We start from the raw sequence: 26,642 nt of genomic DNA on the forward strand, positions 1-26,642 counted from the left end.
ATCTCACGAATTAATATTACCAGGTTTCGGGCTCGACTTTGCGAATCCAGCCAAAGCGATCCTCAACGTTCCCGTACTGGATACCGGTAATCTCGTCATACAATCGCTTCGCAAACGGCCCGATATTATGTCCGTTGATGGATATGGTTTTATCCCTGTGCTGAATTTTACCCACCGGAGATATCACAGCGGCCGTCCCGGTACCGAACACCTCTTCCAGTTCCCCGTTGTCCGAGCGTTCCATCACCTCATCGATGGAGATTTGGCGCTCTTCCACCGGAGTATCCCATTCCCTGGCAATCCGGATAACCGAATCCCGGGTCACGCCGGGCAGAATTGTTCCTTCCAGCGGCGGCGTCACCAAGGTGCCGTCTATCTTGAAAAATATATTCATAGTCCCGACTTCCTCGACGTACTTTTTTTCAGCTGCGTCGAGCCAGAGCACCTGGGTAAAGCCTTTTTCCTTGGCTTTCTTTGCCGGCAGCAGACTGGCGGCATAGTTCCCCAGTGTCTTGACCGTACCGACTCCGCCCTTGGCAGTGCGGGAGTATTCTTCCGCGGTCACCAGGCCCACCGGATTGATACCTTCTTTGTAATAGGCTCCCACAGGCGAGGTAATAATCAGGAACTTGTAGGTTTCCGACACCGCCACCGCCAGGTAGTTATCCGTGGCGAAAATGAACGGCCGGATATACAATGCCTGACCATGAGTCTTGGGAATCCATTCATAGTCCAGCGAGATCAATGTTTTTATGGCTTCGATGAACGTCTCGTAGTCGGTCTCCGGAATGCACAATCTCCGGCAGGAAGCATTGAACCGCTCATGGTGTTGTTCCGGGCGAAACAGGTGAACATCGCCATCTTCGCTGTAGAACGCCTTCATTCCCTCGAATACCGCCTGACCATAATGCAATGAAGCCATGGCCGGGGCAACATCTATGGAACCGTATGGCACGATTTCCGGCGTCTGCCATTCGCCGTCTAGATAATTCATTTCAAACATGTGATCCGAAAACGTTACACCAAACCCTGGATTATCCAGGTCTACCTTCTCCAATCGACTGTCTTGAGTTCTTGTCACCTGCATCTCGGCAGTCATGCTGCCGTTGGATTTCTCGGCAGTCTCAGTTGTGTCCCACATCGGTTCTTCTCCTGCTGCTTCTGGGTTATGGTTTGGTGTCAGACCACTTTTGTTAGTAGTGTTTCCGACTGTTCTCATGTTGCTACACTTGTATGTTGTTGAAATTCATTTAGTATGGCTTCAGTCATTTCATCAGTACCGACGGCAGCGTCCGTATCGGTCAAATCACCGGTACGCACACCGTTATTCAGCACATTCTCAATACTTTGTTCAATTTGTTGTGCTGCCTCTTCCAGGTCGAAGGAAAACCGGAACATCATCGCCACAGACGCAATCGTCGCCAGCGGATTGGCAACACCTTTCCCAGCGATGTCCGGGGCGGAACCGTGTACCGGCTCATACATAGCCGTCCCGTTTCCGAGGCTAGCCGATGGCAACATTCCAATGGATCCGGTGAGCATCGAGGCTTCATCGCTCAGGATGTCACCGAACATGTTCGTCGTCAGTATCACGTCGAACTGTTTTGGATACCGCACCAGTTGCATCGCGCAATTATCCACGAGCATATGCTCGAAATCGATTTCCGTATATTTCGTTGCCAAGGTCCCTACCGTATCCCTCCAGAGGCGGGAAGTTTCCAAAATGTTCGCCTTGTCCACAGATGTTACCCGACCACGACGTGAACCGGCGGCTTCAAAGGCAACCTTTGCTATCCGTGTAATCTCAGAAGTTTTGTATTCCAGGGTATCGACGGCCCGTCTGTCATCCGGTAAATCTTCCGTAAATCGGGGGCGACCGAAATAGATACCGCCGGTCAGCTCTCTCACGACAAGGATATCCACACCCTGCACGATTTCCGGTTTCAGTGAGGAAGACTCAACCAATGCATCGTAGACCTTCACCGGCCGGAGATTCGTAAAGAGTTCTAATTCTTTCCGGAGCGCTAATAATGCAGCTTCCGGCCGTTTATCGCCGGTGTTACCGTCCCACTTCGGTCCGCCGACAGCACCCAATAAGACTGCATCCGACTCCTGGCACGCCTCGATGACCTCATCCTTGATAGGTGTATCGTACTCGTCCAGACTGGCGCCGCCCACGTGATAGCGTTCCAGATTAAAGGAGACGTCGTACAGTTCACCGACGGCTTCCATGACCCGAACGGCCGCATCCGTGACCTCAGTTCCAACACCATCGCCGGGCAACACTATGACGTTTTTCGTCATCATCACCGTTCCACCATTCCGGTCTGCCGTGCGTATTCAAAGATCCCGCCGGCTTCTACAATTTCGGCGACACTGCCCAGCGGCTTCAGACCGTAACTCGTGCCCTGGGTCAGGTTCTTCATCTCATTCTTGTCGCGGTCGATCTCCAATTCATCATAAGTCTCGACTTCTTCACTCAGGTCCCGGACGCTCTCAAACGGAACGATAAATCCGCCGTCCACGGAATTCCGATAAAAGATCCGCGCATACGTTGGTGCAACCACCGCTTTAGCTCCGGCAATCATGAGCGATTCCGGTGCATGTTCCCGTGAGGAACCGCATCCGAAGTTCGGGCCGGCCACTACAATTTGAAAATCCGACTCGAATTTTTCCGGGTCGGTAAACGGGATGTTCCCCTGCGGCAGCCCGGATTCCGCATCCGGCACGCCGGAAAGTGCGTACCGTCCGTAAAATTTACGTTCCTCCGGATCCTCCAGGCTGTATACCAAATGCTTGGCCGGAATAATCTGATCCGTATCGATGTTTTTGCCCAATACGAAGGCTTTTCCTTTGATTTTGTCTTGTGACATGTCTGCTGTGTGCTCCGAAATTCTCTGGTTCGTTTTTATTCAAATATTAAAATATTTACTGTAGGGACATGCCATGGCACGTCTCTACAGATTTAATTGATTTTCTAAAAATGCTCCCTCGGATCGGTGATCTTCCCGGTCAGTGCTGATGCCGCGACTGTATACGGCGACGCCAGGTAGACCTGTGACTCCTTGGATCCCATCCGCCCCGGAAAGTTCCGGTTCGTTGTGGAGATACAAACCTCCGGCCCGTTCAACCGGCCGAATGTATCCGACGGCCCGCCGAGGCATGCTGCGCACGACGCCTCGCCAATTTCCGCTCCGGCGGCTTCAAAGATCTCCATATAGGTCTGGCCGTTCATCTTCTCCGTCCGGAGACGTTCCGCCACTTCCGTGGATGCCGGCACGATAAACGTATCCAGTTTCACCTGTTCGCCCTTCAGGAGTTCGGCAGCGGCGACAAAGTCGGAAAACTTCCCGCCGGTACACGATCCGATGTAAGCCCGTGTCAACTCGGTGCCTTTCACTTCTTCCACAGTCGCTTTGTTGTCCGGCGAGTGCGGCTTGGCTACCATCGGCAGCATCTTGTCTGCGCGATATTCGTACACGCTGTGATACTCAGCATCCTCGTCGCTGTGCACCGGGTTGAATTCGTGATCAGTGCGGGCTTTGACGTAATCATATGTCACCTGATCCGGATTGATAACTCCGTTTTTGCCCCCGGCCTCAATGACCATGTTGGTCAGCGTCATCCGGGCTTCCATATCCATGGCTTCAATGCTGGTACCGGCGAACTCCATGGTGCGGTAGGTGGCGCCGTCCACACCGATATCACCGATGATCTGGAGGATAATATCTTTGGCCATGATGTACGGCGGAATCTCCCCATCGAAGACAAACTTCATCGTCTCGGGTACTTTCACCCAGAGTTTTCCGGTGCCCATGATAAAGGCCGCGTCGGTGTTGCCGATGCCCGTGGCAAACTCGCCGAAGGCTCCGGCTGTACAGGTGTGTGAATCGGTGCCGAACAGCACTTCGCCGGGTCGTGTAAAACCTTCTTCCGGCATGGCGACGTGGCAGACACCCTTGTACCGATCGGTGCCGACGTCATAGTAATACGGCAGATCCTGTTCGTCCGCGAAATCCCGCAAAATGTCCACGTTCCGGTTCGCGTACTTGTCTTCCGTGAATATGTAGTGATCCGGGATAATCACCAATTTCTCTTTATCCCAGACCTGGGCTTTATCGCCGAATTGCTTTTTGAAAATTCCAATCGAAGGTGGCCCGCAGACATCGTGCGTCATTAAAACGTCCACATCCACCCAAACATTATCTCCCGGCTTCACGGATTCGTTTCCGCTGTGCCGCGCCAAAACCTTCTCTGTTAATGTCATTCCCATTAGATCTATTACCGTCTTTCCTTTTCTTGGAATTAGTAGATGCTCATGTAATCCTGAATTTTTTCATTGGAAAAATCTTTTGAATAGGTCCCGTCGCCATTTGAAGAACCGTTACCGCTTCCATTGAAATTCGATGCCAGCGCTTTCAATTCATCGTCTTTGACAATTTTCTTTTCGTCTGCCAGGTTGATAAACGCCTTGTAGACCTGGTCCACCTGTTTCTTGGACAGGTCAAAACCGAGCTCTCCCAGGCGAATTTTCAGTGCATGCCGTCCCGAGTGTTTACCGAGTACCAACTTATTCTTCGGGATACCTACCGATTGCGGCGTCATAATCTCGTAGGTCATCGGATTCTTCAGTACGCCGTCCTGGTGGATACCGGCTTCGTGCGCAAAGGCGTTATCGCCCACCACTGCTTTATTCCGCTGGACGCCATTGCCGGTGATCTCCGCCAGTAACTTGCTGGCCGGGAAGATCTCTTCCGTCTGAATCCGGGTATCCTGCTCAAATTCTTCCTGCCGGGTGCGTATTGCCATTACGATTTCTTCCAGCGAGGCGTTTCCGGCGCGCTCTCCAATGCCATTAATGGTACATTCAACCTGTTGAGCCCCATTCTGGAGCGCCATGATGGAGTTTGCTACGGCTACGCCAAGGTCATTGTGGCAGTGGACACTCAGAATGGCATCATCAATATTCGGTACGTTCTCCTTGATTCCCTTGATCAGGTCACCAAATTCCGTTGGCATGGCATAGCCCACCGTATCCGGCACATTAATGACGGTGGCGCCGGCATCGATGACCGCGGTAAATACTTCGTACAGAAATTCCCGATCGCTGCGGGAGGCATCCTCAGCGGAAAACTCCACGTCGTCACAATATGATTTGGCATATTTTACGGCCTCAACGGCGCTCTCCAGCACCTCTACTCTGGACTTTTTGAGCTTGTATTTCATATGGATATCCGAGGTGGCAATAAATGTGTGAATCCTGGGATATTTCGCATGCTGCAGTGCTTCCCAGGCGCGGTCGATATCCTGTTTTTTCGTCCGGCATAATCCGGCTACGCTGCACTCCGTGATCCGCTCTGCCACCTTTTTCACTGCGATAAAATCACCATCGGATGCGATTGGAAAGCCGGCTTCAATGACGTCAACCCGCAACTTTTCCAGCTGGTCAGCCATCTGGAGTTTCTCCTCCAGGTTCATACTGTATCCCGGCGATTGTTCTCCGTCTCGTAATGTGGTATCGAAAATGTGTACTCGGCTTTCCATTGGTTTATTCTCCTCGAAAAAGTTTCTTATGAATCAGTTGTCATCTGTTGAATTTGCAGTCTCTTGAGCTGTAACTGGGATAGATTGCCCCATAGTCGTTCATGACTATCCCAATAGCTGGGCTGCCGCCTCCTCTGTTTCATGAGAACTCTCCTGTTTCTGAGTTTTATTTTTTGTCAAGTAATACGAAAGACTGTCGATCAACGCCTGCCAGCTGGCCTCGATGATATTTTCCGACACGCCTACGGTGCCCCAGGAATTGCCGTTCTGGCTGGACTCGATCAGCACCCGGACTTTCGCTCCAGTGCCGTCCTTTTCGTTGAGCACCCGGACCTTATAATCCGTCAGGTGCATCCCGTCCACCTCTGGATAAAATTCGTGGAGCGCTTTCCGAAGAGCCCTGTCCAGCGCGTGGACCGGCCCGTTCCCCTCGGCGGCGGTATGCTCGGTTTTCCCGTTTACGTTCAAACGAATGGTCGCCTCGGAACGCGTGGCGTTGTTCATATTTTTTTCGGTCATAATACGGAAGCCTTCCAGTTCGACGGCGTCTTCCCACTCGCCGGTCATCTTTCTGACCAGAAGTTCGAATGAGGCTTCCGCCGCCTCGAACTGGTAACCGTCGTTTTCAAGCTCTTTGAGTTTCTGGACGATCTTCGGCACATCTTTGCCGTTGCCGGACAGGTCGATATCCAGCTCATTCGCTTTATACTTCACATTGCTCTTACCAGAGAGGTCGGAAACCAACACTCGCCGCTGATTACCCACACTCTCCGGTTCGATGTGTTCGTATGTGCGCTCTTCCTTCATCACAGCGCTCACATGCACACCGCCCTTGTGAGCGAATGCACTCTTCCCGACAAACGGGAGGTTATCCTGGTGTGTCAGATTCGCCAACTCACTTACGAAATGTGAAACCGATGTCAATTCTTTAATGTTTTCGTCCGGCACACACTGATAATCCCCCTTCACCTGCAGGTTCGGGATAATCGAACAGAGATTAGCGTTTCCACATCGCTCCCCGTACCCGTTGATAGTGCCCTGCACGTGCTCACATCCGGCCTGTACCGCTGCAACGCTGTTTGCCACCGCCACCTCGGAATCATTATGGGCATGGATGCCTAATTTGGTCTGCGTATATCGCTTCACATCTTTGATGATTTTCGTCATCTCCTGTGGAAGAGTTCCGCCGTTGGTATCGCACAAGACAATGATGTCTGCTCCGGCAGATTCCGCTGCACGCAACGTTTTCATGGCGTATTCGGAGTTTGCCTTGTACCCATCAAAAAAGTGCTCGGCATCGTAGATGACTTCCTTGTCGTGCTGTTTCAGGAATTCCACCGAATTCCGGATGAGGTCAAGGTTCTCTTCCGGTTTAATCTTCAGAGCCTGCTCTACATGGAGGATCCAGGATTTCCCAAAGATGCAAACCACAGGCGTCTCCGCATCGATGAGCGCTTTGAGGTTCTTATCGTCCTCCGGACCGTGTCCGGCCCGCTGGGTGCTGCCGAAGGCCACAATCTTCGCATGGGAGAAAGTTTCGTTTTTCGCCCGATCGAAGAATTCCATATCCTTAGGATTGGACCCCGGCCATCCGCCTTCAATGTAATCGATACCGAAATCGTCCAACCGATGTGCGATGCGCACCTTGTCCTCAGCGGAAAAGGCAACCTTTTCGCCCTGTGTTCCATCCCGCAATGTGGTATCGAATACGTCTATATGTTTTACACCCATGTTCTATTTATCCTTCGTCTTTGTTTATCCATTGCATCAAATCACGTAATTTTTTTCCGACTTGCTCGATCTGCAGGTTTTCGTGTTCTCTCCGTGAAGCCTCCAGCACCGGACGACCTGCTTTATTCTCCAGGATCCAGTCCCGGGCAAATTTCCCGTTCTGCACATTTTCCAGGATCTGCTGCATATGCTCTTTCGTTTCGTCGGTGATAACTTTCGGGCCGCGGGTCATTCCGCCGTATTCAGCCGTGTCACTCACCGAATAGTACATGCCACCGATGCCGCCTTCGTAAAAAAGATCGACAATCAGTTTGAGTTCGTGCAGGCACTCGAAGTAGGCGATTTCCGGCTGGTATCCGGCGTTGGTCAGCGTCTCAAATCCGGCCTTCACCAGTTCGGATACGCCGCCGCAGAGCACGGCCTGTTCGCCAAAGAGATCTGTTTCGGTTTCCTCTTCAAAAGTCGTCTCAATTGCGCCGGCCTTGGTTCCGCCAATGCCTTTGGTGTATGCCAAAGCCACATCTTTGGCACTGCCTGATGCGTCCTGGTGGACTGCCACGAGGCACGGAACGCCGCCACCCTGGGTGTATACGCGTCGGACAAGATGCCCGGGGCCTTTGGGGGCCACCATGAATACGTCCACATTATCGGGCGGAGAAATCTGGTTGAAATGAATGTTGAATCCGTGTGCAAAGGCCAGGGCGTTTCCGTCCTCAAGGTTCGGACGAATATCGGCTTCGTATGCCTCAACTTGTGTTTGATCCGGTATTAATACCATAATAATATCGCCCTGTTTTGCCGCCTCAGCCGTCGTGGCCACCTGTAACCCAGCTTCCTCAGCCTTCGGCCAGGACGAGCTCTCCTTCCGGAGCCCTACCACCACATCAACACCGCTCTCATGTAAGTTCAACGCGTGTGCGTGTCCCTGACTTCCGTAACCGAGGACGGCCACGGTTTTTCCATCCAACAATCCAAGATCTGCGTCATTCTCGTAATACGTTTTCATCTACCGTCTACTCCACCTTTTCATAATTATCATTAACTACTATCATGTTTGGCCATGGAATTCGCGTTTTAATGCCACCGAACCAGTACGCGCCACCTCTACTATGCCGAACTGCTTCAGCATGCCAAGCGCAGCGTTTACCTTATCCTGGCTTCCGGTGGCTTCCACCGTCATACTCTCCGGGCTGATATCGATGATCTTGGCCCGAAATACGTTGACGATCTGCATGATCTCCGAGCGGCTCGCTTTGGGTGCGTTCACCTTAATCAACGCCAGTTCGCGTTCCACGAACGCGTCGTACGTCAAATCCTGTACCTTCAACACGTCTACTACCTTGTGCAGCTGCTTTGTAATCTGCTCGATGATCTGCTCGTCACCGTGGGTGGTAATAGTGATCCGCGCCATGCCGGGTTCCTGTCCCTGTCCGAAGCTGATACTATCGATATCGAACCCGCGACCGCTGAACAGCCCGACGATCCGGGACAACGCGTTGAAGTTATTCTTGACGTATACGGAGATTGTGTGTTTCTTGGTTGAGGTTTCCACTGCCGTTTGCTCCATTATTCCTCGCCTTCCACCATTTCGTCCAACGCCGCACCTGCCGGTACCATCGGATAGCAGTTCTCATCTTTCGTCACATGGAAATCCATAATGACAGGCCGATCATTGATTTCCATGGCTTTTTCCAGTACTTCTTCCATCTCTGCAGGCGTTTTCGCCCGGAAACCGGCGGCGCCGTAGCTCTCAGCAAGTTTCACGAAATCCGGATTCGACGACTCCAAATGCGTATGCGCATATCGTTCTTCATAGAAGAGTTCCTGCCATTGTCGTACCATCCCGAGCCAACCATTGTTCAGAATAGCCACCTTTACCGGCACTTTATATTGCACAGCGGTAGCCAGTTCGAACGCCGTCATCTGAAATCCGCCATCACCCGTCACACAGAATACCGTGCGATCCGGTTTGCCGATGGCGGCCCCCATGGCTGCCGGGAATCCGTATCCCATGGTCCCAAGCCCACCGGATGACAGCATAGATCGCGGATGGTTAAACTTGTAATGCTGGGCCAGCCACATCTGATGCTGCCCCACATCAGCCACCATCAGAGCCTCGCCCCTGGTGACTTCGGAGATCTTTTCGATCATATACTGGGGCGTAATTTCATCCTCCGAATACGGCACCTTCAGCGGGTGCTCTTCTTTCCATTGATTTATTGTGCTCCACCAGTTATCAATCTGCGGAGCGTCTGCCATTCGGGTCAGTTCCGGGAGAACTTCTTTCACGTTCCCGACTATTGGCACTTCGACTTCTACATTTTTGGAGATACAGGATGGATCGATGTCGATATGGATTTTCTTGGATTTCTGCGAAAACCCGTCCAGCCGACCGGTCACCCGATCGTCAAATCGCGCACCGACAGCCAGCAGCACGTCACATTCTGTGATTGCCATATTGGCGTACCAGGTTCCGTGCATGCCCAGCATTCCCAGGGACTGCGACCGTGTTTCAGGAAATCCGCCCAGCCCCATCAAAGTTGTGGTTATCGGGATATTGGTCTTCTCTACTAATTCTGTTAATTCAGAGGCCGCATCGCCAAGATTGACACCGCCACCAGCATAGATGAGGGGGCGTTCTGCCTCGCTCAGCATTTTGGCAGCTTTGGCAATCTGGCTATGGTGTCCCCGGGTTACTGGTTTGTAACCCGGGATTTTCACCTTACCTGATCCCCGGTAAGTCCCGGTAGTTTTGACCATGTCTTTCGGCAGATCAACTACCACCGGACCGGGGCGCCCTGAATTTGCAATATGGAATGCTTCGTGGATCACCGTTTCTAATTCGTTGACATCTTTCACCAAATAGCTGTGCTTGGTGATGGGACGCGTAATTCCAATGATATCCGCCTCCTGAAATGCATCGTTCCCGATCATACCAGAGGGGACCTGCCCCGTAAAGACTACCATCGGAACGGAATCCATATTCGCAGTGGCTATACCGGTCACCGTATTCGTGCCACCCGGCCCTGACGTTACCAGTACGACACCTGGTTTCCCGGTTGCGCGAGCGTACCCGTCGGCAGCGTGCGTGCCACCCTGCTCGTGACGAATCAAATAATGTGTGAAACCGGATTTCTGATATAAATGATCATATATCGGAAGAACAGCTCCACCAGGATATCCAAATACGGTATCCACGCCGACATCCTCCAGTGTCCGAACAAATATTTCCGCTCCGGTTAATTCTTTCGTTTCACCACTTTGGGCTCCCTCTGGTCGAGCCCCATTTGTGTTCTGCTGCTTTTCTTTTTCTATTGTCGCGACGTCAGGTGTCATTTGTTACCTCCACGGTATGTCAACGCATTGTTACGTTGTTCGCTTGTGTTAAATTCCGAATATATCGCATCAGCACGATCTTGAAATAGCATAGTGCGAAAGCTGGGTAGTCGCATCACTCCTATTGAAAAAGCGATTTCGGCATGATCCCAGCTGACCGATGTATCATCTTTGGTAAATTGTGTCAAATGCGTCATAGTTTTTTGCATTTCTATAAATCCTCCACGTCGTAGTGCAATCGCACTTCGCCCTGAGGTCAATTCATTGTCACTTCATTTGTGGTTGGGAAATCGGAGCGGTTTGCCCCGAGTGCAGGAATTGACCTCTGAGCCGTGTATTTAGTTGCTAATTCGTAGGCTCGAGATCATTCCTACAATCACTACTAGACCTAGAATTAGGCTGCTAATTCGTAGATCGGAAAGAATAATGATGCTAATTGCAGGAATGGAACTAATGGAGAGTGGAGTCAACAGATCGCGGTGGGGCGGTGCGGCAGCAACTGCCTCACTTGTGCGTCCCATCGAATTTTTCTGCCGAACTCTCATAATTCTTCTTCGTTTTTCTCCATCAATTGAACACAAAGGTATCCGAACAGATTTTCTAAGTCAAGCGGAAAATGCTGGATATTTCCTATCTCACTCTATCCCGGGAGATTAATTCTAAAATTTCCGATGAAAGCCGGGATCGTATCCGAACATCCTCCGCCGCTTGGTAATATCGGCAGTGACATAAAACATCTTTAACGCGGCGAGGTTCCCTTACAATAATTCGAGTCATTCTTTTTCAGAAAATTTATGAACGGGAACCTTGAATTTAAAAAAGCACTTGATTGATAAATAAAATACTTTTAACCTTTCCTTGCTTTTGACAGCAGCAAATTCATTCAAACTGGAAAAATTCAGATGAACACTCATTGCCAAATGGTTTCGAACTTGTGTATGATGTGTATGATGAAGGACTGCGTATGACCATTTGGTGAGGCGCCAAAATTAGCATTTTGCATGACAAAGGCTCACCAAGTGGTGAGCCTTTTTTATTTTATCAAACACAAACACAAGGGAGAATCCCATGAGTACAGAGAACAAACAGCATTACGAAACCCTGCAGATTCACGCGGGGCAGGAACCGGATCCGGCCACGAAGTCCCGGGCGGTTCCCATATATCAGACGACCTCTTACACCTTCGATGATACCGATCATGCTGCCAGACTGTTCGGGCTGGAAGAGTTCGGCAACATCTACACACGGATAATGAATCCGACCAATGATGTGTTCGAGAAACGGATCGCGGCGCTGGAGGGTGGCGCGGCAGCGGTGGCCACCGGCTCCGGACAGGCTGCACAATTCCTGGCTATCTCCACCATTATGGGCGCGGGAGACAACATTGTTTCCTCCTCCCATCTTTACGGCGGAACATACAACCAATTTAAAGTAAGCCTTCCCCGGTTGGGCATCGATACGAAATTCGTCGACGGTACCGATCTGGATCAGGTCCGAGATGCCATCGATGAAAATACCAAAGCAGTGTATGCCGAAAGTATCGGGAATCCCGGGTATTATGTTCCGGACTTCGAAGGGCTGGCGGAGATCGCACATGAAAACAATATCCCGTTTATCGTGGATAATACATTCGGTGCGGCCGGGTACCTGGTGCGTCCGATTGAATACGGAGCGGATATCGTAGTGCAGTCAGCTACCAAGTGGATAGGTGGTCACGGTACGGCTATCGGGGGCGTCGCTGTAGATTCAGGGAACTTCGACTGGGGCAATGGTAAGTTTCCGGCCTTTACCGAGCCATCTCCAGCCTATCATGGTTTGGTTTTCTGGGATGTGTTCGGTCCCGAAGGCCCATTCGGTAATATTGCGTTTGCCGTACGTGCCCGAGTGGAAGGCCTTCGGGATTTCGGTGCAGCGCCGTCTCCGTTTAATTCCTTCCTCCATATCCAGGGATTGGAGACTCTCTCCCTCAGAGTACAGCGCCACGTGGACAACGCCATGGAACTGGCGAAGTGGTTGAAGAGCCATGAGAAGGTTTCATGGGTCAATTATCCCGGATTGCCGGATCATCCGACGCACGATAACGCTCAGAAATATCTGAAGAATGGCTTTGGGGCTGTCCTTTCGTTTGGCATCAAAGGTGGAATTGAGCAAGGGAAAAAGTTCATTAATTCAGTGGAGTTGGCGAGCCATCTCGCAAACGTTGGTGACGCCAAAACACTGGTGATCCATCCGGCATCCACCACCCATCAGCAGCTGTCTGAAGAGGAACAGGCTGACACAGGTGTCACGCCGGATCTGGTCCGGGTTTCCGTCGGCATCGAACATATCGATGACATAAAATCCGATTTTGCACAAGCATTCGACCAAATCGGAGGCTAAATTAAGGTTCTATGTCTGAGAAGCTACAAATCTGGTCGCAAGAAGAGCCGTTCCCTCTGGAATATGGGGGAACGCTCCCTTCTTTGCGTCTGGCCTACCACACCTGGGGCACGCTAAATGATGCTGGCGACAACGTCATTCTGATCACACACGCGTTGACCGGCAGCAGCGATGTGACCGAATGGTGGGACCCGACGCTGGGACCGGGTAATCCCCTCGATTCCGAAGAATACTGTATTATCTGTATTAACAACCTTGGCTCACCCTACGGGTCCACCAGTCCATTGACGTATTCTCAAGAAAACAGAGATCCCACCACCTTTCCGTTAATCACCATTCGCGACACTGTTCACGCACACAAATTATTACTCGATGATCTTGGAGTCACTGCACTCCGCTCTGTCATCGGTGGATCGATGGGCGGCATGCTGAGCCTGGAATGGGCATTGCTCTATCCTGAGTACGTCCAGTCTATCGTATCCATCGGGAGTTCAGCCCGGCATTCGGCCTGGTGTATCGGGATCAGTGCGATGCAGCGGGATGCAATTAAGGACGATCCCGACTGGAATGGTGGCCATTACGCAAAGAATCAACCAGTAAACGGTCTGGCGCTTGCGCGGAAGATTGCCATGGTTTCGTACCGGAGTTCCGCCTCTTTCCAGAAACGGTTCGGACGGGAATTTCAAAGAGCCGAAGAAAATTACTACACTGTGGAGAGCTACCTGGACTACCAGGGCAATAAACTCGTCAATCGGTTTGACGCCAATTGTTACATCGCACTTACAGAAATTATGGATACACACGATGTGGGTCGAAACCGGGATGGTCACATTGCTGCGCTCAAGCAGATCAATGTTCCTTCCCTTATCATTGGAGTCAGTTCCGATATTCTGTATCCCCCACAAGAACAAAAAGAGCTTGCAGAGTATATTCCCAATTCAAAATATTACGAGATAAATTCGGAGAATGGCCATGACGCCTTTCTCATTGATTTCGACCAGGTCAATGAAGCATTGGAGCAGTTTAAACAAGCCTGGTGGTAAAGGATTATTGTAGGAGTAACCGATGATCGTTTTAAAATTTGGTGGATCTTCCATTAACAGCAGTCAAGCGATTCGGAACGTCGCTGATATTATCTATTCCAAACGCAACCGGCATCCCATCGTAGTTCTTTCTGCTTGTGGCGACACAACCGATAATCTGCTCGCTTCGATTAAGGCTGCCAGAGATGGTGAGTTCGAAACGGCTCTGGCTTCGGTTGATTCCATTTATACTTATCATCAATCTATGGCAGCTGAACTGGAGATTGGTTCGCCATGGAAAGAAAAATTCGAAGAAGAAACCGGCCGTTTCACGGCAGAGTTACGGGAGCTATTGCGTGGCGTCTCCCTTCTCAGAGATATTTCACGAAAATCCATTGATCGCATTGTCTCGTTCGGGGAGCGGTTCTCCACTCTCCTGATGATGTGTCATGTTAACACGCAGGGTATTGATGCCCATCTGGTTGAGTCTCGGGAATTCATGAAAACTACCGATGAACATACCAGGGCTAAGCCGCTTCTGGAGGAATCTGAACCGCTAATTCAATCCACATTCAATCTCCCGGAGGATGACGGAAATTATTCTATCCCGATCGCCCAGGGTTTTATCGGATCAACCCTGGAAGGCGACATTTCAACCCTTGGACGCGGCGGCTCCGATTATACCGCGAGCATTATTGGTGCAGCACTGGAAGCTGAAACCATCGAAATTTGGTCAGATGTGGACGGCATCCTGACTGCAGATCCTACGATTATCGACCACGCCCGGGTCATCAAGGAAATGACTTTCCGTGAAGCCTCTGAGCTGGCGTATTTTGGTGCCCGGGTACTGCATCCGGATACAATACTCCCTGCGGTGGAACTGGATATCCCGATTCAGATTTACAATACCAGGAATCCGGAATCTGATGGGAGTCTTATCCGGCGTGACTTCCCGGATCATCAGGAACAGAAGGTCGTTAAGTCCATTGCCTATAAGGAAGGCATCCAGGTGCTGAATTTAACCTCCACCCGGATGTTTCAGGCGCATGACTTCCTGCGGAAGGTATTTGAAGTCCTGGACAGGCATCAAGTAGTCGCCGATTTGGTATCTACCTCCGAGGTGAGTGTATCCATCGCCTTCGCAAAAGACGTGGACCCGCAACCGCTGATCCATGAAATCAGCAAGTTTTCTACTGTCAGTATGGAAAACAGGAAAGCGATTGTCTGTTTAGTCGGCGAAAATATGCGGGCCTATAAAGGGTTACCGGGGAGAATCTTCAAAGAGTTAGAAAATTTTCACATCAACATGATTTCACAGGGCGCGTCGGAGGTCAACCTCAGCTTCGTTATCGATGAAGCAGATATCGAACCGGTGGTGCGCACACTGCATGATGCGTTTTTTGCTGAGGAAGAGAAGTACTCGCAAAGAACAATGGTCTCAGGGTAAATCTCTCTCTTCAAAAGATTAAAAACTCTTTGGGCATTTCCAGTGAATAGTTAATTCGCCCTCCTGCTATAACCCAGATTCCCGACTCGCCGGACTCTTCCACTGAGCTACTTCAGTATTTTCGGTCGGATAAAGTGCCGCCCATGGTGAGATTTTAACTCTCGTCCTTGTCGCTTCGCTTCTGCGCGAGTGGCAAAGGATTCAATATAGACTAACTGCCAGGGCAATAGGCTTTGGTCGAGCGCACTTCACCAGCAGTATAGCGTTGTAACCAATGTTCCAGAATAGACATCTGGCCAATGTAGAGACGATCCGCTGCCCGCGTATAAAGCATAAGTGGTAAGCATGGGGAGTCGAAGTATCAACTATGAAAAACAGCTCCGGAGGAGGGATTCCTCCAGGAGTTCCTGCGGGAGAACCCCCGTCCCGCCGGGGCGGGATAACAGCCACCCGTTACCGGCGCTCCCACACAAAGTCACCCCGAAGAATTTTTTCAATGATTCGTCGACTCTTCTGGCGCTTGATCCACCGCTCCCACCACTGCGCCTCGGCCTTGGAAGGAAAGGCCTTGGTAAACACCAGCTCCCAGGGTTGACCACGGACGGTCCATCCCTGGTTGGTATGGGAATGAAACCAGTTCCGCGTCTCCGGATTATCCGAAGAGCCGGTATAATACCGATCTATTCGGGTAGAGTATAAAATATACAGGTAATACGGTGTCGGAGGTGCCACGGGAAGATCCGACGATAATGTTACTATAACAGCTCCGGAGGAGGGATTCGAACCCCCGACCTAGTGGTTAACAGCCACCCGCTCTTCCGCTGAGCTACTCCGGAATAATATTGCTCTCAAAAAGCCTTTAAAGATATAAAGCTCGTTTTCCCGTGTCAATTAGTTTTGTGTCGATTACCGTACATATCTTCGTAGGCGGCAGCCAGCTTTTCCCATGTTTCTTCCAACCCTTCCACTAATACTTTCGTGTGGCCGAGAATCGGCATAAAATTGGTATCGCCGCTCCAACGAGGCACCAGGTGGTAATGATAGTGATCGTCAACACCGGCACCGGCGACTTTGCCAAAATTCGCGCCGGTATTAAATCCTTCCGGATTCATGGTCTCCCGGATGACCTCCATCCATTCCTGAAGGAAGTGTATCATCTCCAGATGTGTGGTATCGTCCAGGTCTCCGATATCAGCGGTATGCTGGTAAGGGCTGATCATGAGATGGGCATTGTTGTATGGGTACAGGTTCATAATCACGAAACTGTATTCCCCACGGACGAGAATCAACTCCTCCCGATCATCCGTTCCGGGCGCCGGTTTGGCGCAAAAAATACAATCCTCTGGTTTTTCCTGGAGGACATACTCAATTCGCCATGGCGCCCACAACGTCTCCCGGGAGTCGTCCACTATTCTTCTTCTTTTTCCTGGTTGGATTTTTCAACGATCTCCTGCTGGATTTCCGCCGGCACCGGATCGTAATGGCTGAATTTCCGCCGGTGCATCCCGCGTCCGGCCGTGATCGAACGCAGCGTGGTGGAATATTTATACAGGTTCGCCAGTGGAATCTTGGCCTTAATGACCTGGAAATGGCCATCGGAATCCATGCCCTGAATCTTGCCACGTCGACCGGAAATGTCGCCCATGACGTCCCCCATATATTCTTCCGGGACTGTGACTTCTACATCGTAGATCGGCTCCAAAAGAATAGGATTCGCCTCTTTGAAGGCGCCGCGAAATGCCATGGCACCGGCAACTTTGAAGGCCACATCACTGGAATCCACCGAATGATGCGACCCATCGAAGGCTGTCGCTCTGACATCCACGACTTTGTAACCGGCAATCACGCCTTCTTCCATGGCTTCCCGGATTCCTTTTTCCACAGAAAGAACAAATTTTGTCGGAATAACGCCACCAACAATGGCATCCACGAATTCGAATCCTTCGCCGCGCGGCACCGGTTCAATGCGTACATGGGCATCACCATACTGGCCCCGGCCGCCGGACTGCTTCTTGAACTTGCCTCGTTTCTCCGCCGTTTTTCGGATTGTCTCGCGATACGGAATCCGGGGCTCTTCCAGTTCCACCTCGATATCAAATCGGTGTCGAATACGGTCGACGACATTCTCCAAATGTAACTCGCCAAGACCACTGATAATCGTCTGACTCAGTTCCGAGTCCACCTCGTAACGGAAGGTCGGATCCTCTTCGTGCATGGTAGACAGACCGGTACTCAGCTTATCCTCATCGCCTTTGTTTGTCGTGCGTATGGCTGATCGGATCACCGGCTCAGGAAATTTGATTTTCGGCAGTTCAACCTGGGTACCTTCTTCGGTAAGTGTATCATTGGTATGGGTGTTTTTCAATTTAACCGCTGCGAGAATATCACCAGCATACACTCGTTCCACTTCTTCCCGCTTTTTCCCGTTCAAAATAAAAATCTGTCCCAGGCGTTCCTTGACGCTTCTGGTGGTATTCGTCAGATTATCGCCGTGTTTCACAGAACCGCGATATACCCTGAGGTAAGACAAATCTCCCACATGTTCTTCACTCACAGTTTTGAACACAAATGCCACCGCCGGTTCATCTGAATCACATGTGACTTCGACGGTTTCACCATCCTTGGTCCCCTCGATGGGAGGAAGCTCTGTCGGCGCTGGCGTGTATTTCGCCAGGAATTCCAGCAGTCGCCACGTCCCGATATTATTCACTGCGCTGCCACATAGTACCGGAAATACGGTGTTCTCAACGATTGCTTTGTGCAACCCTTCTCTGAGGTCTTCCTCTGTCATCGCATCTTCAAAAAATTTCTCCAGTAATGTATCATCGGACTCTGCGACGAGTTCGATCAATTCCTGGTGCATCTCCTCGGCTTTCTCCTGGAATTCGTCCGGGATTGGTTCTTCAACACATGTATTTTCGTCGGCGGCATAGGACAATTTTTTCATTTTGACCAGATCGATGACTGCATTAAAATCCGGTCCCTGGTTAATCGGGAATTGAATCGGGAAAACCTCCCGTCCAAAGCGCTCCTGCAGTTTCGCCAACACTCCATCATAATCGGCATGTTCCTTATCGAGCATATTCACAAACAGGACTCGTGGCCTGCTCCATTCTTTGGCAAACCTCCAGGTCATTTCCGTCCCGATTTCAACGCCTGTGACTCCATGGACTACGAGTACTGCTGTATCGACGACTGCTAACGCACCTTTGACCTCCCCGACAAAATCAGAATAGCCCGGAGTGTCGAGGATATTAAACTTGACATCCATAGTTTCGGCATGCAGCAGCGAGGTATGAATGGAAATCTGACGATCGATCTCATCAGAGTTATGATCCGAAATTGTTGTCCCTTCTTCAATACTTCCCAGCCGATTAATCATGCCTGCCCGGCGCAACATGGATTCCCCGGTCATGGTCTTGCCGGAGGCACCATGACCAATTAGCGCAACATTCCGAATGTCTTTCGATGCATACTCTTTCAAAATATCCTCCTATGCTCTACCCGCTCACGCATATCACGGTGGCTTTATTTATTCATGGATTTCATCAGGATATTCGGCGCGGTGAGTTGCCAAAATGAGGCACACAGGCCTGCCGTAAAATTCCCGGATATATCCGTTTTGATTGCCTGAGATTTCGTTGAGAATAAAAGTCATCTATCAGTGGCAAACTCCCTTGAAAAATATGTAATTATACTACAATTTTTCGCAATCCAAATCAAGCCGTTTCTCCCGCTGAACCGCCGGATTTCAAAGGATTCACCGGGTCAGTCTGTTTGGGTTGCCAGGACAGTCACCACTGTAACATCATCCTGGAGATCGTCCCCATTGGTGAAGTTATATACATCCCGGTTGATCATATCCATAATGGCTTCTGCGGAGGTATTTTTATTGCGTCGGCGCACAATGTCAAGCAGCCGTTCCACCTCATAATATTCCCCCTGCAAATTTTGAGATTCCGTGATACCGTCGGTATAGAGCAACAGTAAATCGCCCGGCTGCATTGTGACGGTCTCTTCTTCGTATTCGGAATTTTCAAGCGCGCCAACCACCGGACCTCCGGCGGTCAGCTCTTCGTAACTGCCGTCCGAATGTACTATCAGTGGCGGATTATGGCCTGCATTGCAGTACGTTACCTCTCCCGATTCCGTCTCCAGCTCCGCATAAAAGAAGGTGGTGTATTTCTCTGAGTTGGTTGACTCCACCAAAAGCTCATTTAATCGCTTTACCATAAGATGGATAGAATCCTGAGATCGGACCCGGCTGCGATAGCCCGCATACAGGTTTGCCATCAGGATGGCGCCCGGCACCCCTTTGCCAGCCACATCGCCTATGGCCACTCCGATTTTGCCCTGGGAAAATTGGTGCACATCATAAAAATCCCCGCCGACTTTTTGGGACGGTTTACATATTGCGGCAAAGTCATACGCCGGGTGCTCGGGCAATTCTTTGGGCAGGAATGCATTCTGAATTTCCCTGGCAACCTCAATATCCCGCTCATACCGGCGGCTCTCCGTCACCTGCTTGTACAGGCGGGCATTATCGATGGCGATGGAGACCTGACTGGTAAACGCCGTCAACCGATCCAGATCATTCTGGGAAAACGCGTTTAGCTCGTCACTTTCGATATTGAAGGCACCAACCACGTGACGGTGCTTATTATCATAGATAGGAACGCACATCTCAGACTTTGTTGTGGACCGGACTTCGATATACTGATCATGATCGGAAACATCTCCGACGATAATCGGTTGCTTTTCCCGGATACAGGCTCCAACGATTCCGTGGCCGACCTTCAGGGAAACTTCGCTTAATTTGTCTTCGTCGTATCCCCGCTGGATCATCTCATGCACGATATGCCCCCCTTTTTTCACCAGAAAAATCCCCGCTGCTGAATAATTTACTACCTTGTTCAGTGAGTCAATCACCAGATTCAGCACCTCCCGGACATCAAGGGTGGAGGTAATCTTCTTGGAAATTTCGAACAGGGTTTCCTTTTGGAGCGCCTCCCAGTGCACCTCATTGTACAGGCGGGAATTCCGCAGTACGATGCCAAGATACTCAGCAAAGTCTTCAAGCAGACCATTCTGCCAGTCCCGGATAAAATCGTTCTGGAGATTACTGGTGAGAATAGCCCCAATGATGGTGTCATTGACCTTGAGCGGAATGGCGAAATTGAACAACTTATAATCTTTGAACCGGTAATCCTGCTGTCGCTGCGGTGTCGGGTTATAGCTAAGTGATTGACGACTCACACGCACGATCCGTCTTTTCTGCTGCAATTCGGCCACCATTTCCGAATCCGCATCAATAGTGACGTTGTCGAGATTAATTGGCTCCGGCGCCCGGTAATTTATGATAGCGAAGTCGTCGTTGTCTTTCAATGCCAGCGCCAAGATCCGAGCCTCAAATATTTCTTCCAATTCGTGTAGCACCTGATCGGCAATTTCATTGTATGGCTGGGTTATCTGAAGATTGCGCTTGAGTCTTTTAATCCGGTTATTATGCTCAAAGTACGTCGGGTTAAAAATCCGGATAATCCCGACCCGAACCCACCGCCGAAGTGGCCGTAAAGTACTCATGATCACGACAATGGTGATCAGTATCAGGACTGGATTATTTTGAACGAACGGGTTGAGATGCAAAAGTGAAAAAACTCCATAGTACAGGAGTAGGATTGTCAGCCATAATAGCAGATTATCAGTCTTCCTCAACCGCCCCTGCCTCCTCTGTCGGTAAAATTTGCTCCCCTTCCTCTTCGAGGACCATTTCTAAAAATTCGCGAACCGCCGGCAGGATGTACATATTGGAAAGGTCAAACTGAAGCAGATTCCTTGCCATTACTCTGAGTTTCGTCGGCAGCAGGCTGTGTTTATTCAGCACAATCCGTCGATCCTCCCGAACGCGGCAATAGCCACCACTGAAATCACCCCGGCCGGTTACTACCTCGATATCCAGGCGTTCCGCCAGTTCGACCATTGCGTCATATAGCTGTTCTTCTTTCATATGGGTTCGTCCCTATAGGAATTCATCCCGACCTTTTTTCCGCAGAGCGTCAACTAGATTTTTCACGTCTTCCGCCTTACTCCGCTCTACGACCAACGTCACATTTTCGGTATTAATAATAATGGTATCTTCCAGGCCCACAGTCGCCACAAACCGATCAGGAGAGTAGATATAATTTCCTGTGGAATCCAGCAGCATGGCGTCGCCATCAATAACGTTCTCCTGGTCGTCCTTTTCCGCTAATTCATAAACGGACGCCCATGAGCCAAGGTCACTCCAGAAAAATTCACCCCGGACGACGTAGACGTTGCCGGCTTTCTCCATGATGCCGTAGTCGATGGATTCACTGCGCAGGGTTTTCCACTCCCGTTCCACCACCCGGTGATAGTCTTCCGAACCCAGCGATTCACTTATAGTCTCTGCACTGTCATAGAGTTCCGGCATAAATGCCTTCATCTGTTGGAGAATTGTTTTGGCCTTCCAGACGAACATACCGCTATTCCAGAGGAAATCCCCGCTCCGCAAAAAACGCCGGGCGGTATTCAGGTTTGGCTTTTCCGCGAAGGTCTTCACCTTATAGACTTTGTCTTCAACCAGAGTTTTCTTGGTATCATACTGTATGTATCCGTATCCGGTGGCCGGCCGGGTCGGTTCGATGCCGAACGTCACCAGACAATTTTTATCGCGAACCGCCTTCTCAGCCTCCTCAAGATCCGTAAAAAACACATCCTCTTTCATAATAAGATGATCCGCCGGAAAAACCGCCATTACTGCGTCCGGGTCCATATCCAGAATATGGACAGCACTTAATGCGATGGCCGGAGCAGTATTCTTGCCAAACGGTTCCAGCAACAGGTTTTCTTCCGGAAGTTCAGGGATATTTTTCTTGATGGCCGGCGCCTGCTCATGGTTAGTCACAATAAAAATCTTGTCATAATCTGACACCTGATTGAGCCGGTCAACCGTTAAGCGTAACATCGAAGCATCGTCAACAATATTGAGTAGTTGTTTTGGTCGATCTTTCCGGCTTCGGGGCCAAAATCGCTTCCCGACACCACCTGCCATAATTACACTATACATACACTCTCCTCGTCACTGTTTCCAATTAATATGCCTTAGTGATATAATTACCTACTCGTCCACCCAATGTCATTTCTCCGGTGAATATCTCCTCCACTTCCCCCCATAATACCCATTCATCGGCCTCCTGATGGATCTCAAGCTTCCCGCCAGGGACTTGTACCTGCATTGGGAACGCCAAATCATGTAATTCCGCTGCCACCAATCCCGCAGCCATCACTCCGGTCCCACACGCCAGTGTCTCATCCTCCACCCCACGCTCATAGGTTCGCATGGTTACCCCATCCCCGTTCACCTGCACAAAATCCACATTCGTGCCTTCCGGTGCAAATTGTTCATGATATCGGTATTTCCGGCCGCCCCGAATAACCTCCGCCTTCTCCACATCATTGGAAAGAAACACCAGATGTGGAACACCGGTATCGAGCATCCAGCCGACGTCATCATTTGAAAAGTTTATCCGCTCCGGGGATCCCGTTACACGCAAACTTACTCCAAAGCGCCCATCTGATCGGTAAACTGAATGCAGACCGTCATCTGCCTCAAAGGTACCGGATTCCTCCCACAGTAGGAAGTGGCGCGCAAACCAACCCAGCGCCCGGGCGCCGTTACCGCACATTTTAACGCGACCGCCATCTGAGTTAATATACCGCATCCGATAGTCGGCCTCCAGAGAGTTCTCTAACAGGAGAACTCCATCGGCGCCGACGCCGGTGTGACGGGAGCAGGCATCCCGGACAAACTCCGGCAGTCGCTCATCGGCCAGAAGACTATCCCGGTGGTCAATCACAATAAAATCGTTCCCGGTTGCTGACACTTTTTTGAATGCAATTTTCATTTATTGAATAGTCGGATATTCCAAATTATATCCGGAGGACTCCCATCTCACCCGGACGGCAATGCTGTCCGAAAATATAACAAAATATTCAGAAGGGACAAATGGAGTTGGCCGACCAAAGGAATAGTCACCAGAGGAATCGGCATCATAAAAACTCTCCAGTGTATACTCTCCCGCCGGGATCCGATTCAGCCTGAATTGACCTGAAGTGTCAGGTGTTGTCGTGCCCACTGTCTCCCCTGTGGCCCTGTTCGCCTTTACAAACACCTGGCCGTTCTCCCAGCGATCCGGAAAAGCGATCGTCCCCGTAATTTGACCGTATTCTCCGCCGGTTTCCGTCCGAAATACCCCGGTTGTCACAGAATCGCTATAGGTGGAATCCCGGTAATCATATATTAATGAATCTTTGAGCATCCACTTGATCCAGCTCTCGGCAGGCCAGAGTGATGCCGGTTTTGCTACCAGGGTTTGCCCGTTCTCCCAGAACAGGTCAACTTCGCTAGCCGCTACTCCTGAGATGTTGAGTAGTGTATCAGGCTCCACAGGTTGCACTGCCCGCGGGAAAGTAATTCGTAGCGAGGTTGTCTGGACAATTTTCTCACTGCTGTCCGCAATGCTGATTTGGGGCGCGGACAGAGGTAGTGTATCCGGTTCTGTGGTAATTTCCACATCCCTGATATTCCGTTTAGTTCCAAACGGGATATCAAAGCCATCCGTCAACCCCTTCACTATTAGCTGATAAGTGGAGTCCGGTATCGTAGCGTAATGTTCCACCAGGTATTCCCCGTTAGATTCGCCCGGAGCAACACTCACAGGATGCGTCGTATCGGCGGCGATAAATTGGATATTGTCCGGAGTTGGCGGGTTTTTCGGTGGCCGGTTGAATCCGATGATCATCCGGTGGCGGTTCTGTTGCTCCACCTTGGTCAGCACCAGTGAATCTGCAGGATACTTAAACATCTGCATTCTGAGCACATCGGTCGCAGCCGAATCTTCCACTCCCCAGAATGTCTGTTGCGGAATTCCCGTCCATTCGCCGGGATCATAGGCATAATTACTGTTATTATCCTGCAGCGCCAGAATAAAATATTCGCCCAGGCTCATATTCGAAAAGGAAAAGCGGCCTTCAGCATCCGGGTTGGCCAAATAGTCCGGCCGGCGTTTGATAAGGGTATCAGGATGGATTCCGCCATGCTCATATGCGATGATACTCACATCGCCATCTTCCATATCTCCGCGATATATTTTTCCGGCGATGCTCCCCTGGTCGATACTTTGCCCGGTACTAAACGCCAGCTGATAGCTCTCCGTCAGTTTATTGCCCCGAAGATCTGCTACCCCCGTACTGAGGGTCACGATGTAGGTGGTGGAGTCTGCGAGTTGTTCGATGAAATCAATAGTTACCGTTCGCCGGGAGATATCCACTTCGAATCCCTGTTCAATATACGGAGAGATAAAAATAGACGGCTCTACAGAACGTCGGTTCAGATATTCGGAAAATTCAATGACAATATTAGTGTTTTTCGCAATTTCAACGCTGCCCGGCTCAGGATGAGTATAGACAATTCTGGGGGGATCTACGTCCTCCGGACCACCGGGCGGTGGGGCTTCGTTGGCGCAGGTCCACAGCAAAATACCAAACAGAATTGCACCGCCAATTCTGGACAGATATCTAATCATGAATGTGTTCCGGTTTCCCGTATCCGCCACCACCCGGCGTTTCGATAGTGAGTACGTCACCGGCACGGAGCTGTATATTAAATTTAGAGGGCATGCCTTCCATGTTGCCATCTTTCCTGGTCAATATGTTCAATCCCTGAAATCCGGTATTCCCACCCTGAAGCCCGTACGGCGAAAAAATTCGTCGCTCACTAAGGACCGTGACCGAACAATCGCACAGCACCTGGAGTGACCGAATAATACCGTCTCCGCCGCGATATGTTCCGGTTCCGCCTGTAAAATCCCGGAATCTGTACTCAGTTATCCGGAAGGGATAACTGGTCTCCAGCGCCTCAATTGGCGTATTCATGGTGTTGGTCATGTGATTGTGAATTCCACTGATGCCGTCCTTACTCGGACGCGCCCCCATCCCCCCGGCAATAGTCTCGTAATAACCAAATGGTTCTCCGTTGTTATCCGTACCACCAATGGCCACATTATTCATAGTCCCCTGACTGGCGGCCGGAATCCTTTCAGGAACCGCCCGGCTCAGTGCTTTCAGCACGACATCAACAATGCGCTGGGATGTCTCCACGTTTCCCCCGGCCACGGCAGCCGGTCTGGTTGCGTTGACCACAGTTCCTTTTGGCGCAATTACCGTTAAAGGACGAAAGCATCCTTCATTCACCGGGATGTCATTTTCTGCCATGCACCGGAAGCAATAGACCGTAGCCGAAAAAGTTATGGCACTCACCGCGTTCAAGCTGCCTCGCACCTGTGGAGCGCTTCCGGAGAAATCAACGTCTGCCGTATCCTCGTCGATACGAATTGTACACCGTATCTTTACTGGTTCCGCGGTGGATCCGTCATCATCCAAATAATCTTCGGCGATATAAGTACCATCCGGTATCTCCTCCAGCTCTTTACGCATCAGGGTATCGGAATAATCCAAGACCTGGGTCATAAAATTTTGAACCACACCGAGTCCATAGCGCTTGGTTAACTCGCGCGTTCTCTTTGCGCCGACCTTCAGCGATGCTTCCTGCGCCGCCAGGTCCTCCTTTCTCTCGACGGGTGTCCGGACATTGGCCAACAGGGTCCGCTGCAAGTCATCGTTCAGGTCACCGGCGGCTCGCCACTTCACCGGTGGAATAATCTGTCCTTCCTGATAAATTTCCGTGGAAACCGGCATGGATCCCGGGGACATCCCACCCACATCTGCGTGGTGTGCCCGGTTCGCCATAAAAAATGTTGGCTCTTCGGAAACCTCGATGAATACCGGCATTATCATGGTGAGATCCGGCAGATGGGTTCCACCCCGGAACGGATCGTTCAGGAGCACGACGTCGCCAGGTTCAAACTCCATTTCGTCGATGGCGGCCTGCACGGAGAGCGGCATGGATCCCAGATGAACAGGCATATGCTCGCCCTGGGCTATCAATTCACCGTTGCCATTAAATATTGCGCAGGAATAGTCCCGCCGTTCTTTAATATTGGGCGACGACGCTGATCGCATAAGCGTTGCGCCCATCTCCTCCGCTACAGAGGAAAACAGGCTGCGAAAAATTTCCAGTCTGACGGGATCGAGTTGGGGCATGG

At 50.7% G+C, this 26,642-nt stretch carries 21 protein-coding genes and 1 tRNA gene; 3 read left to right on the plus strand and 19 right to left on the minus strand.

The window, feature by feature from the left end; genetic code table 11:
* Positions 1-16: 16 nt before the first annotated feature.
* The 9 genes from K9N57_12715 to ilvB form a co-directional block, all read right to left on the minus strand.
* A complete protein-coding gene (locus tag K9N57_12715) occupies positions 17-1,099 on the minus strand; it encodes a branched-chain amino acid aminotransferase (GenBank protein MCF7805046.1) in 1,083 nt (360 codons plus the stop codon).
* A gap of 116 nt (positions 1,100-1,215) precedes the next feature.
* Positions 1,216-2,304 carry a 3-isopropylmalate dehydrogenase gene (gene leuB, locus K9N57_12720; protein ID MCF7805047.1) on the minus strand — a complete coding sequence of 363 codons (1,089 nt, stop codon included), beginning with the start codon at positions 2,302-2,304 and terminating at the stop codon, positions 1,216-1,218.
* Positions 2,305-2,306: 2 nt separating this feature from the next.
* On the minus strand, positions 2,307-2,873 hold the full coding sequence (locus K9N57_12725) for a 3-isopropylmalate dehydratase (protein ID MCF7805048.1): 567 nt from the start codon (positions 2,871-2,873) through the stop codon (positions 2,307-2,309).
* Positions 2,874-2,977: 104 nt separating this feature from the next.
* A complete protein-coding gene (locus K9N57_12730; GenBank protein ID MCF7805049.1) occupies positions 2,978-4,273 on the minus strand; it encodes a 3-isopropylmalate dehydratase large subunit in 1,296 nt (431 codons plus the stop codon).
* A gap of 32 nt (positions 4,274-4,305) precedes the next feature.
* Positions 4,306-5,544, minus strand: coding sequence for a 2-isopropylmalate synthase (locus tag K9N57_12735; protein MCF7805050.1), 1,239 nt, complete (start codon positions 5,542-5,544; stop codon positions 4,306-4,308).
* Between the two features lie 105 nt (positions 5,545-5,649).
* Positions 5,650-7,275, minus strand: a complete 1,626-nt coding sequence (gene cimA, locus K9N57_12740; GenBank protein ID MCF7805051.1) for a citramalate synthase — start codon at positions 7,273-7,275, stop codon at positions 5,650-5,652.
* 7 nt (positions 7,276-7,282) lie between these two features.
* Complete coding sequence (gene ilvC, locus K9N57_12745) at positions 7,283-8,281, minus strand: ketol-acid reductoisomerase (protein ID MCF7805052.1); 999 nt, start codon at positions 8,279-8,281, stop codon at positions 7,283-7,285.
* A gap of 42 nt (positions 8,282-8,323) precedes the next feature.
* Complete coding sequence (ilvN, locus tag K9N57_12750; protein ID MCF7805053.1) at positions 8,324-8,842, minus strand: acetolactate synthase small subunit; 519 nt, start codon at positions 8,840-8,842, stop codon at positions 8,324-8,326.
* Positions 8,842-10,611, minus strand: coding sequence for a biosynthetic-type acetolactate synthase large subunit (gene ilvB / locus K9N57_12755; GenBank protein ID MCF7805054.1), 1,770 nt, complete (start codon positions 10,609-10,611; stop codon positions 8,842-8,844). Before ilvB ends, ilvN begins: the two co-directional genes overlap by 1 nt.
* Positions 10,612-11,679: 1,068 nt before the next feature.
* Here ilvB and K9N57_12760 point away from each other — a divergent pair.
* From K9N57_12760 to K9N57_12770, 3 genes are read left to right on the plus strand one after another with little or no spacing between them, the layout of a single operon-like run.
* Positions 11,680-12,990 (plus strand): O-acetylhomoserine aminocarboxypropyltransferase/cysteine synthase, encoded by a 1,311-nt coding sequence (locus tag K9N57_12760; protein ID MCF7805055.1) that lies wholly within the window; start codon positions 11,680-11,682, stop codon positions 12,988-12,990.
* Between the two features lie 11 nt (positions 12,991-13,001).
* Positions 13,002-14,033: a homoserine O-acetyltransferase gene (gene metX / locus K9N57_12765; protein MCF7805056.1), complete on the plus strand. Its 1,032-nt coding sequence runs from the start codon at positions 13,002-13,004 to the stop codon at positions 14,031-14,033.
* Positions 14,034-14,055: 22 nt separating this feature from the next.
* Positions 14,056-15,459 carry an aspartate kinase gene (locus tag K9N57_12770; protein MCF7805057.1) on the plus strand — a complete coding sequence of 468 codons (1,404 nt, stop codon included), beginning with the start codon at positions 14,056-14,058 and terminating at the stop codon, positions 15,457-15,459.
* 453 nt (positions 15,460-15,912) lie between these two features.
* Here K9N57_12770 and K9N57_12775 read toward each other — a convergent pair whose 3' ends face one another.
* The 10 genes from K9N57_12775 to K9N57_12820 form a co-directional block, all read right to left on the minus strand.
* Positions 15,913-16,167 carry a GIY-YIG nuclease family protein gene (locus K9N57_12775; protein ID MCF7805058.1) on the minus strand — a complete coding sequence of 85 codons (255 nt, stop codon included), beginning with the start codon at positions 16,165-16,167 and terminating at the stop codon, positions 15,913-15,915.
* Positions 16,168-16,223: 56 nt separating this feature from the next.
* Positions 16,224-16,295 (minus strand) — tRNA-Asn (locus K9N57_12780).
* 51 nt (positions 16,296-16,346) lie between these two features.
* Positions 16,347-16,868, minus strand: a complete 522-nt coding sequence (locus K9N57_12785) for an HIT domain-containing protein (GenBank protein ID MCF7805059.1) — start codon at positions 16,866-16,868, stop codon at positions 16,347-16,349.
* Positions 16,868-18,943, minus strand: a complete 2,076-nt coding sequence (gene fusA, locus K9N57_12790; GenBank protein ID MCF7805060.1) for an elongation factor G — start codon at positions 18,941-18,943, stop codon at positions 16,868-16,870. Before fusA ends, K9N57_12785 begins: the two co-directional genes overlap by 1 nt.
* A 284-nt stretch (positions 18,944-19,227) precedes the next feature.
* Positions 19,228-21,174, minus strand: a complete 1,947-nt coding sequence (locus K9N57_12795; GenBank protein ID MCF7805061.1) for a SpoIIE family protein phosphatase — start codon at positions 21,172-21,174, stop codon at positions 19,228-19,230.
* Positions 21,161-21,466 (minus strand): hypothetical protein, encoded by a 306-nt coding sequence (locus tag K9N57_12800; GenBank protein ID MCF7805062.1) that lies wholly within the window; start codon positions 21,464-21,466, stop codon positions 21,161-21,163. Before K9N57_12800 ends, K9N57_12795 begins: the two co-directional genes overlap by 14 nt.
* A gap of 12 nt (positions 21,467-21,478) precedes the next feature.
* Positions 21,479-22,546, minus strand: coding sequence for a mannose-1-phosphate guanylyltransferase (locus tag K9N57_12805; protein MCF7805063.1), 1,068 nt, complete (start codon positions 22,544-22,546; stop codon positions 21,479-21,481).
* A gap of 25 nt (positions 22,547-22,571) precedes the next feature.
* Positions 22,572-23,384, minus strand: coding sequence for a diaminopimelate epimerase (gene dapF / locus K9N57_12810; GenBank protein MCF7805064.1), 813 nt, complete (start codon positions 23,382-23,384; stop codon positions 22,572-22,574).
* Complete coding sequence (locus K9N57_12815; protein ID MCF7805065.1) at positions 23,385-25,064, minus strand: Ig-like domain-containing protein; 1,680 nt, start codon at positions 25,062-25,064, stop codon at positions 23,385-23,387. It lies immediately after the preceding gene.
* Complete coding sequence (locus K9N57_12820; GenBank protein MCF7805066.1) at positions 25,057-26,640, minus strand: hydantoinase B/oxoprolinase family protein; 1,584 nt, start codon at positions 26,638-26,640, stop codon at positions 25,057-25,059. The genes K9N57_12815 and K9N57_12820 overlap by 8 nt, the downstream gene beginning before the upstream one ends.
* Between the last annotated feature and the right edge of the window lie 2 nt (positions 26,641-26,642).

Source organism: Candidatus Neomarinimicrobiota bacterium, assembly GCA_021734025.1.
Classification (GTDB): domain Bacteria; phylum Fidelibacterota; class JAANXI01; order JAANXI01; family JAANXI01; genus JAANXI01.

Bases quoted from the DNA above. Each gene is read 5' to 3' on its own strand.
- ilvN (MCF7805053.1), bottom strand. From the start codon at position 8,842: ATGGAGCAAACGGCAGTGGAAACCTCAACCAAGAAACACACAATCTCC.
- K9N57_12805 (MCF7805063.1), bottom strand. From the start codon at position 22,546: ATGTATAGTGTAATTATGGCAGGTGGTGTCGGGAAGCGATTTTGGCCC.
- cimA (MCF7805051.1), bottom strand. From the start codon at position 7,275: ATGGGTGTAAAACATATAGACGTATTCGATACCACATTGCGGGATGGA.
- K9N57_12800 (MCF7805062.1), bottom strand. From the start codon at position 21,466: ATGAAAGAAGAACAGCTATATGACGCAATGGTCGAACTGGCGGAACGC.
- K9N57_12760 (MCF7805055.1), top strand. From the start codon at position 11,680: ATGAGTACAGAGAACAAACAGCATTACGAAACCCTGCAGATTCACGCG.
- K9N57_12770 (MCF7805057.1), top strand. From the start codon at position 14,056: ATGATCGTTTTAAAATTTGGTGGATCTTCCATTAACAGCAGTCAAGCG.
- K9N57_12820 (MCF7805066.1), bottom strand. From the start codon at position 26,640: ATGCCCCAACTCGATCCCGTCAGACTGGAAATTTTTCGCAGCCTGTTT.
- K9N57_12730 (MCF7805049.1), bottom strand. From the start codon at position 4,273: ATGGGAATGACATTAACAGAGAAGGTTTTGGCGCGGCACAGCGGAAAC.
- K9N57_12715 (MCF7805046.1), bottom strand. From the start codon at position 1,099: ATGACTGCCGAGATGCAGGTGACAAGAACTCAAGACAGTCGATTGGAG.
- leuB (MCF7805047.1), bottom strand. From the start codon at position 2,304: ATGACGAAAAACGTCATAGTGTTGCCCGGCGATGGTGTTGGAACTGAG.
- ilvB (MCF7805054.1), bottom strand. From the start codon at position 10,611: ATGACACCTGACGTCGCGACAATAGAAAAAGAAAAGCAGCAGAACACA.
- metX (MCF7805056.1), top strand. From the start codon at position 13,002: ATGTCTGAGAAGCTACAAATCTGGTCGCAAGAAGAGCCGTTCCCTCTG.
- dapF (MCF7805064.1), bottom strand. From the start codon at position 23,384: ATGAAAATTGCATTCAAAAAAGTGTCAGCAACCGGGAACGATTTTATT.
- K9N57_12725 (MCF7805048.1), bottom strand. From the start codon at position 2,873: ATGTCACAAGACAAAATCAAAGGAAAAGCCTTCGTATTGGGCAAAAAC.
- K9N57_12815 (MCF7805065.1), bottom strand. From the start codon at position 25,064: ATGATTAGATATCTGTCCAGAATTGGCGGTGCAATTCTGTTTGGTATT.
- K9N57_12735 (MCF7805050.1), bottom strand. From the start codon at position 5,544: ATGGAAAGCCGAGTACACATTTTCGATACCACATTACGAGACGGAGAA.
- ilvC (MCF7805052.1), bottom strand. From the start codon at position 8,281: ATGAAAACGTATTACGAGAATGACGCAGATCTTGGATTGTTGGATGGA.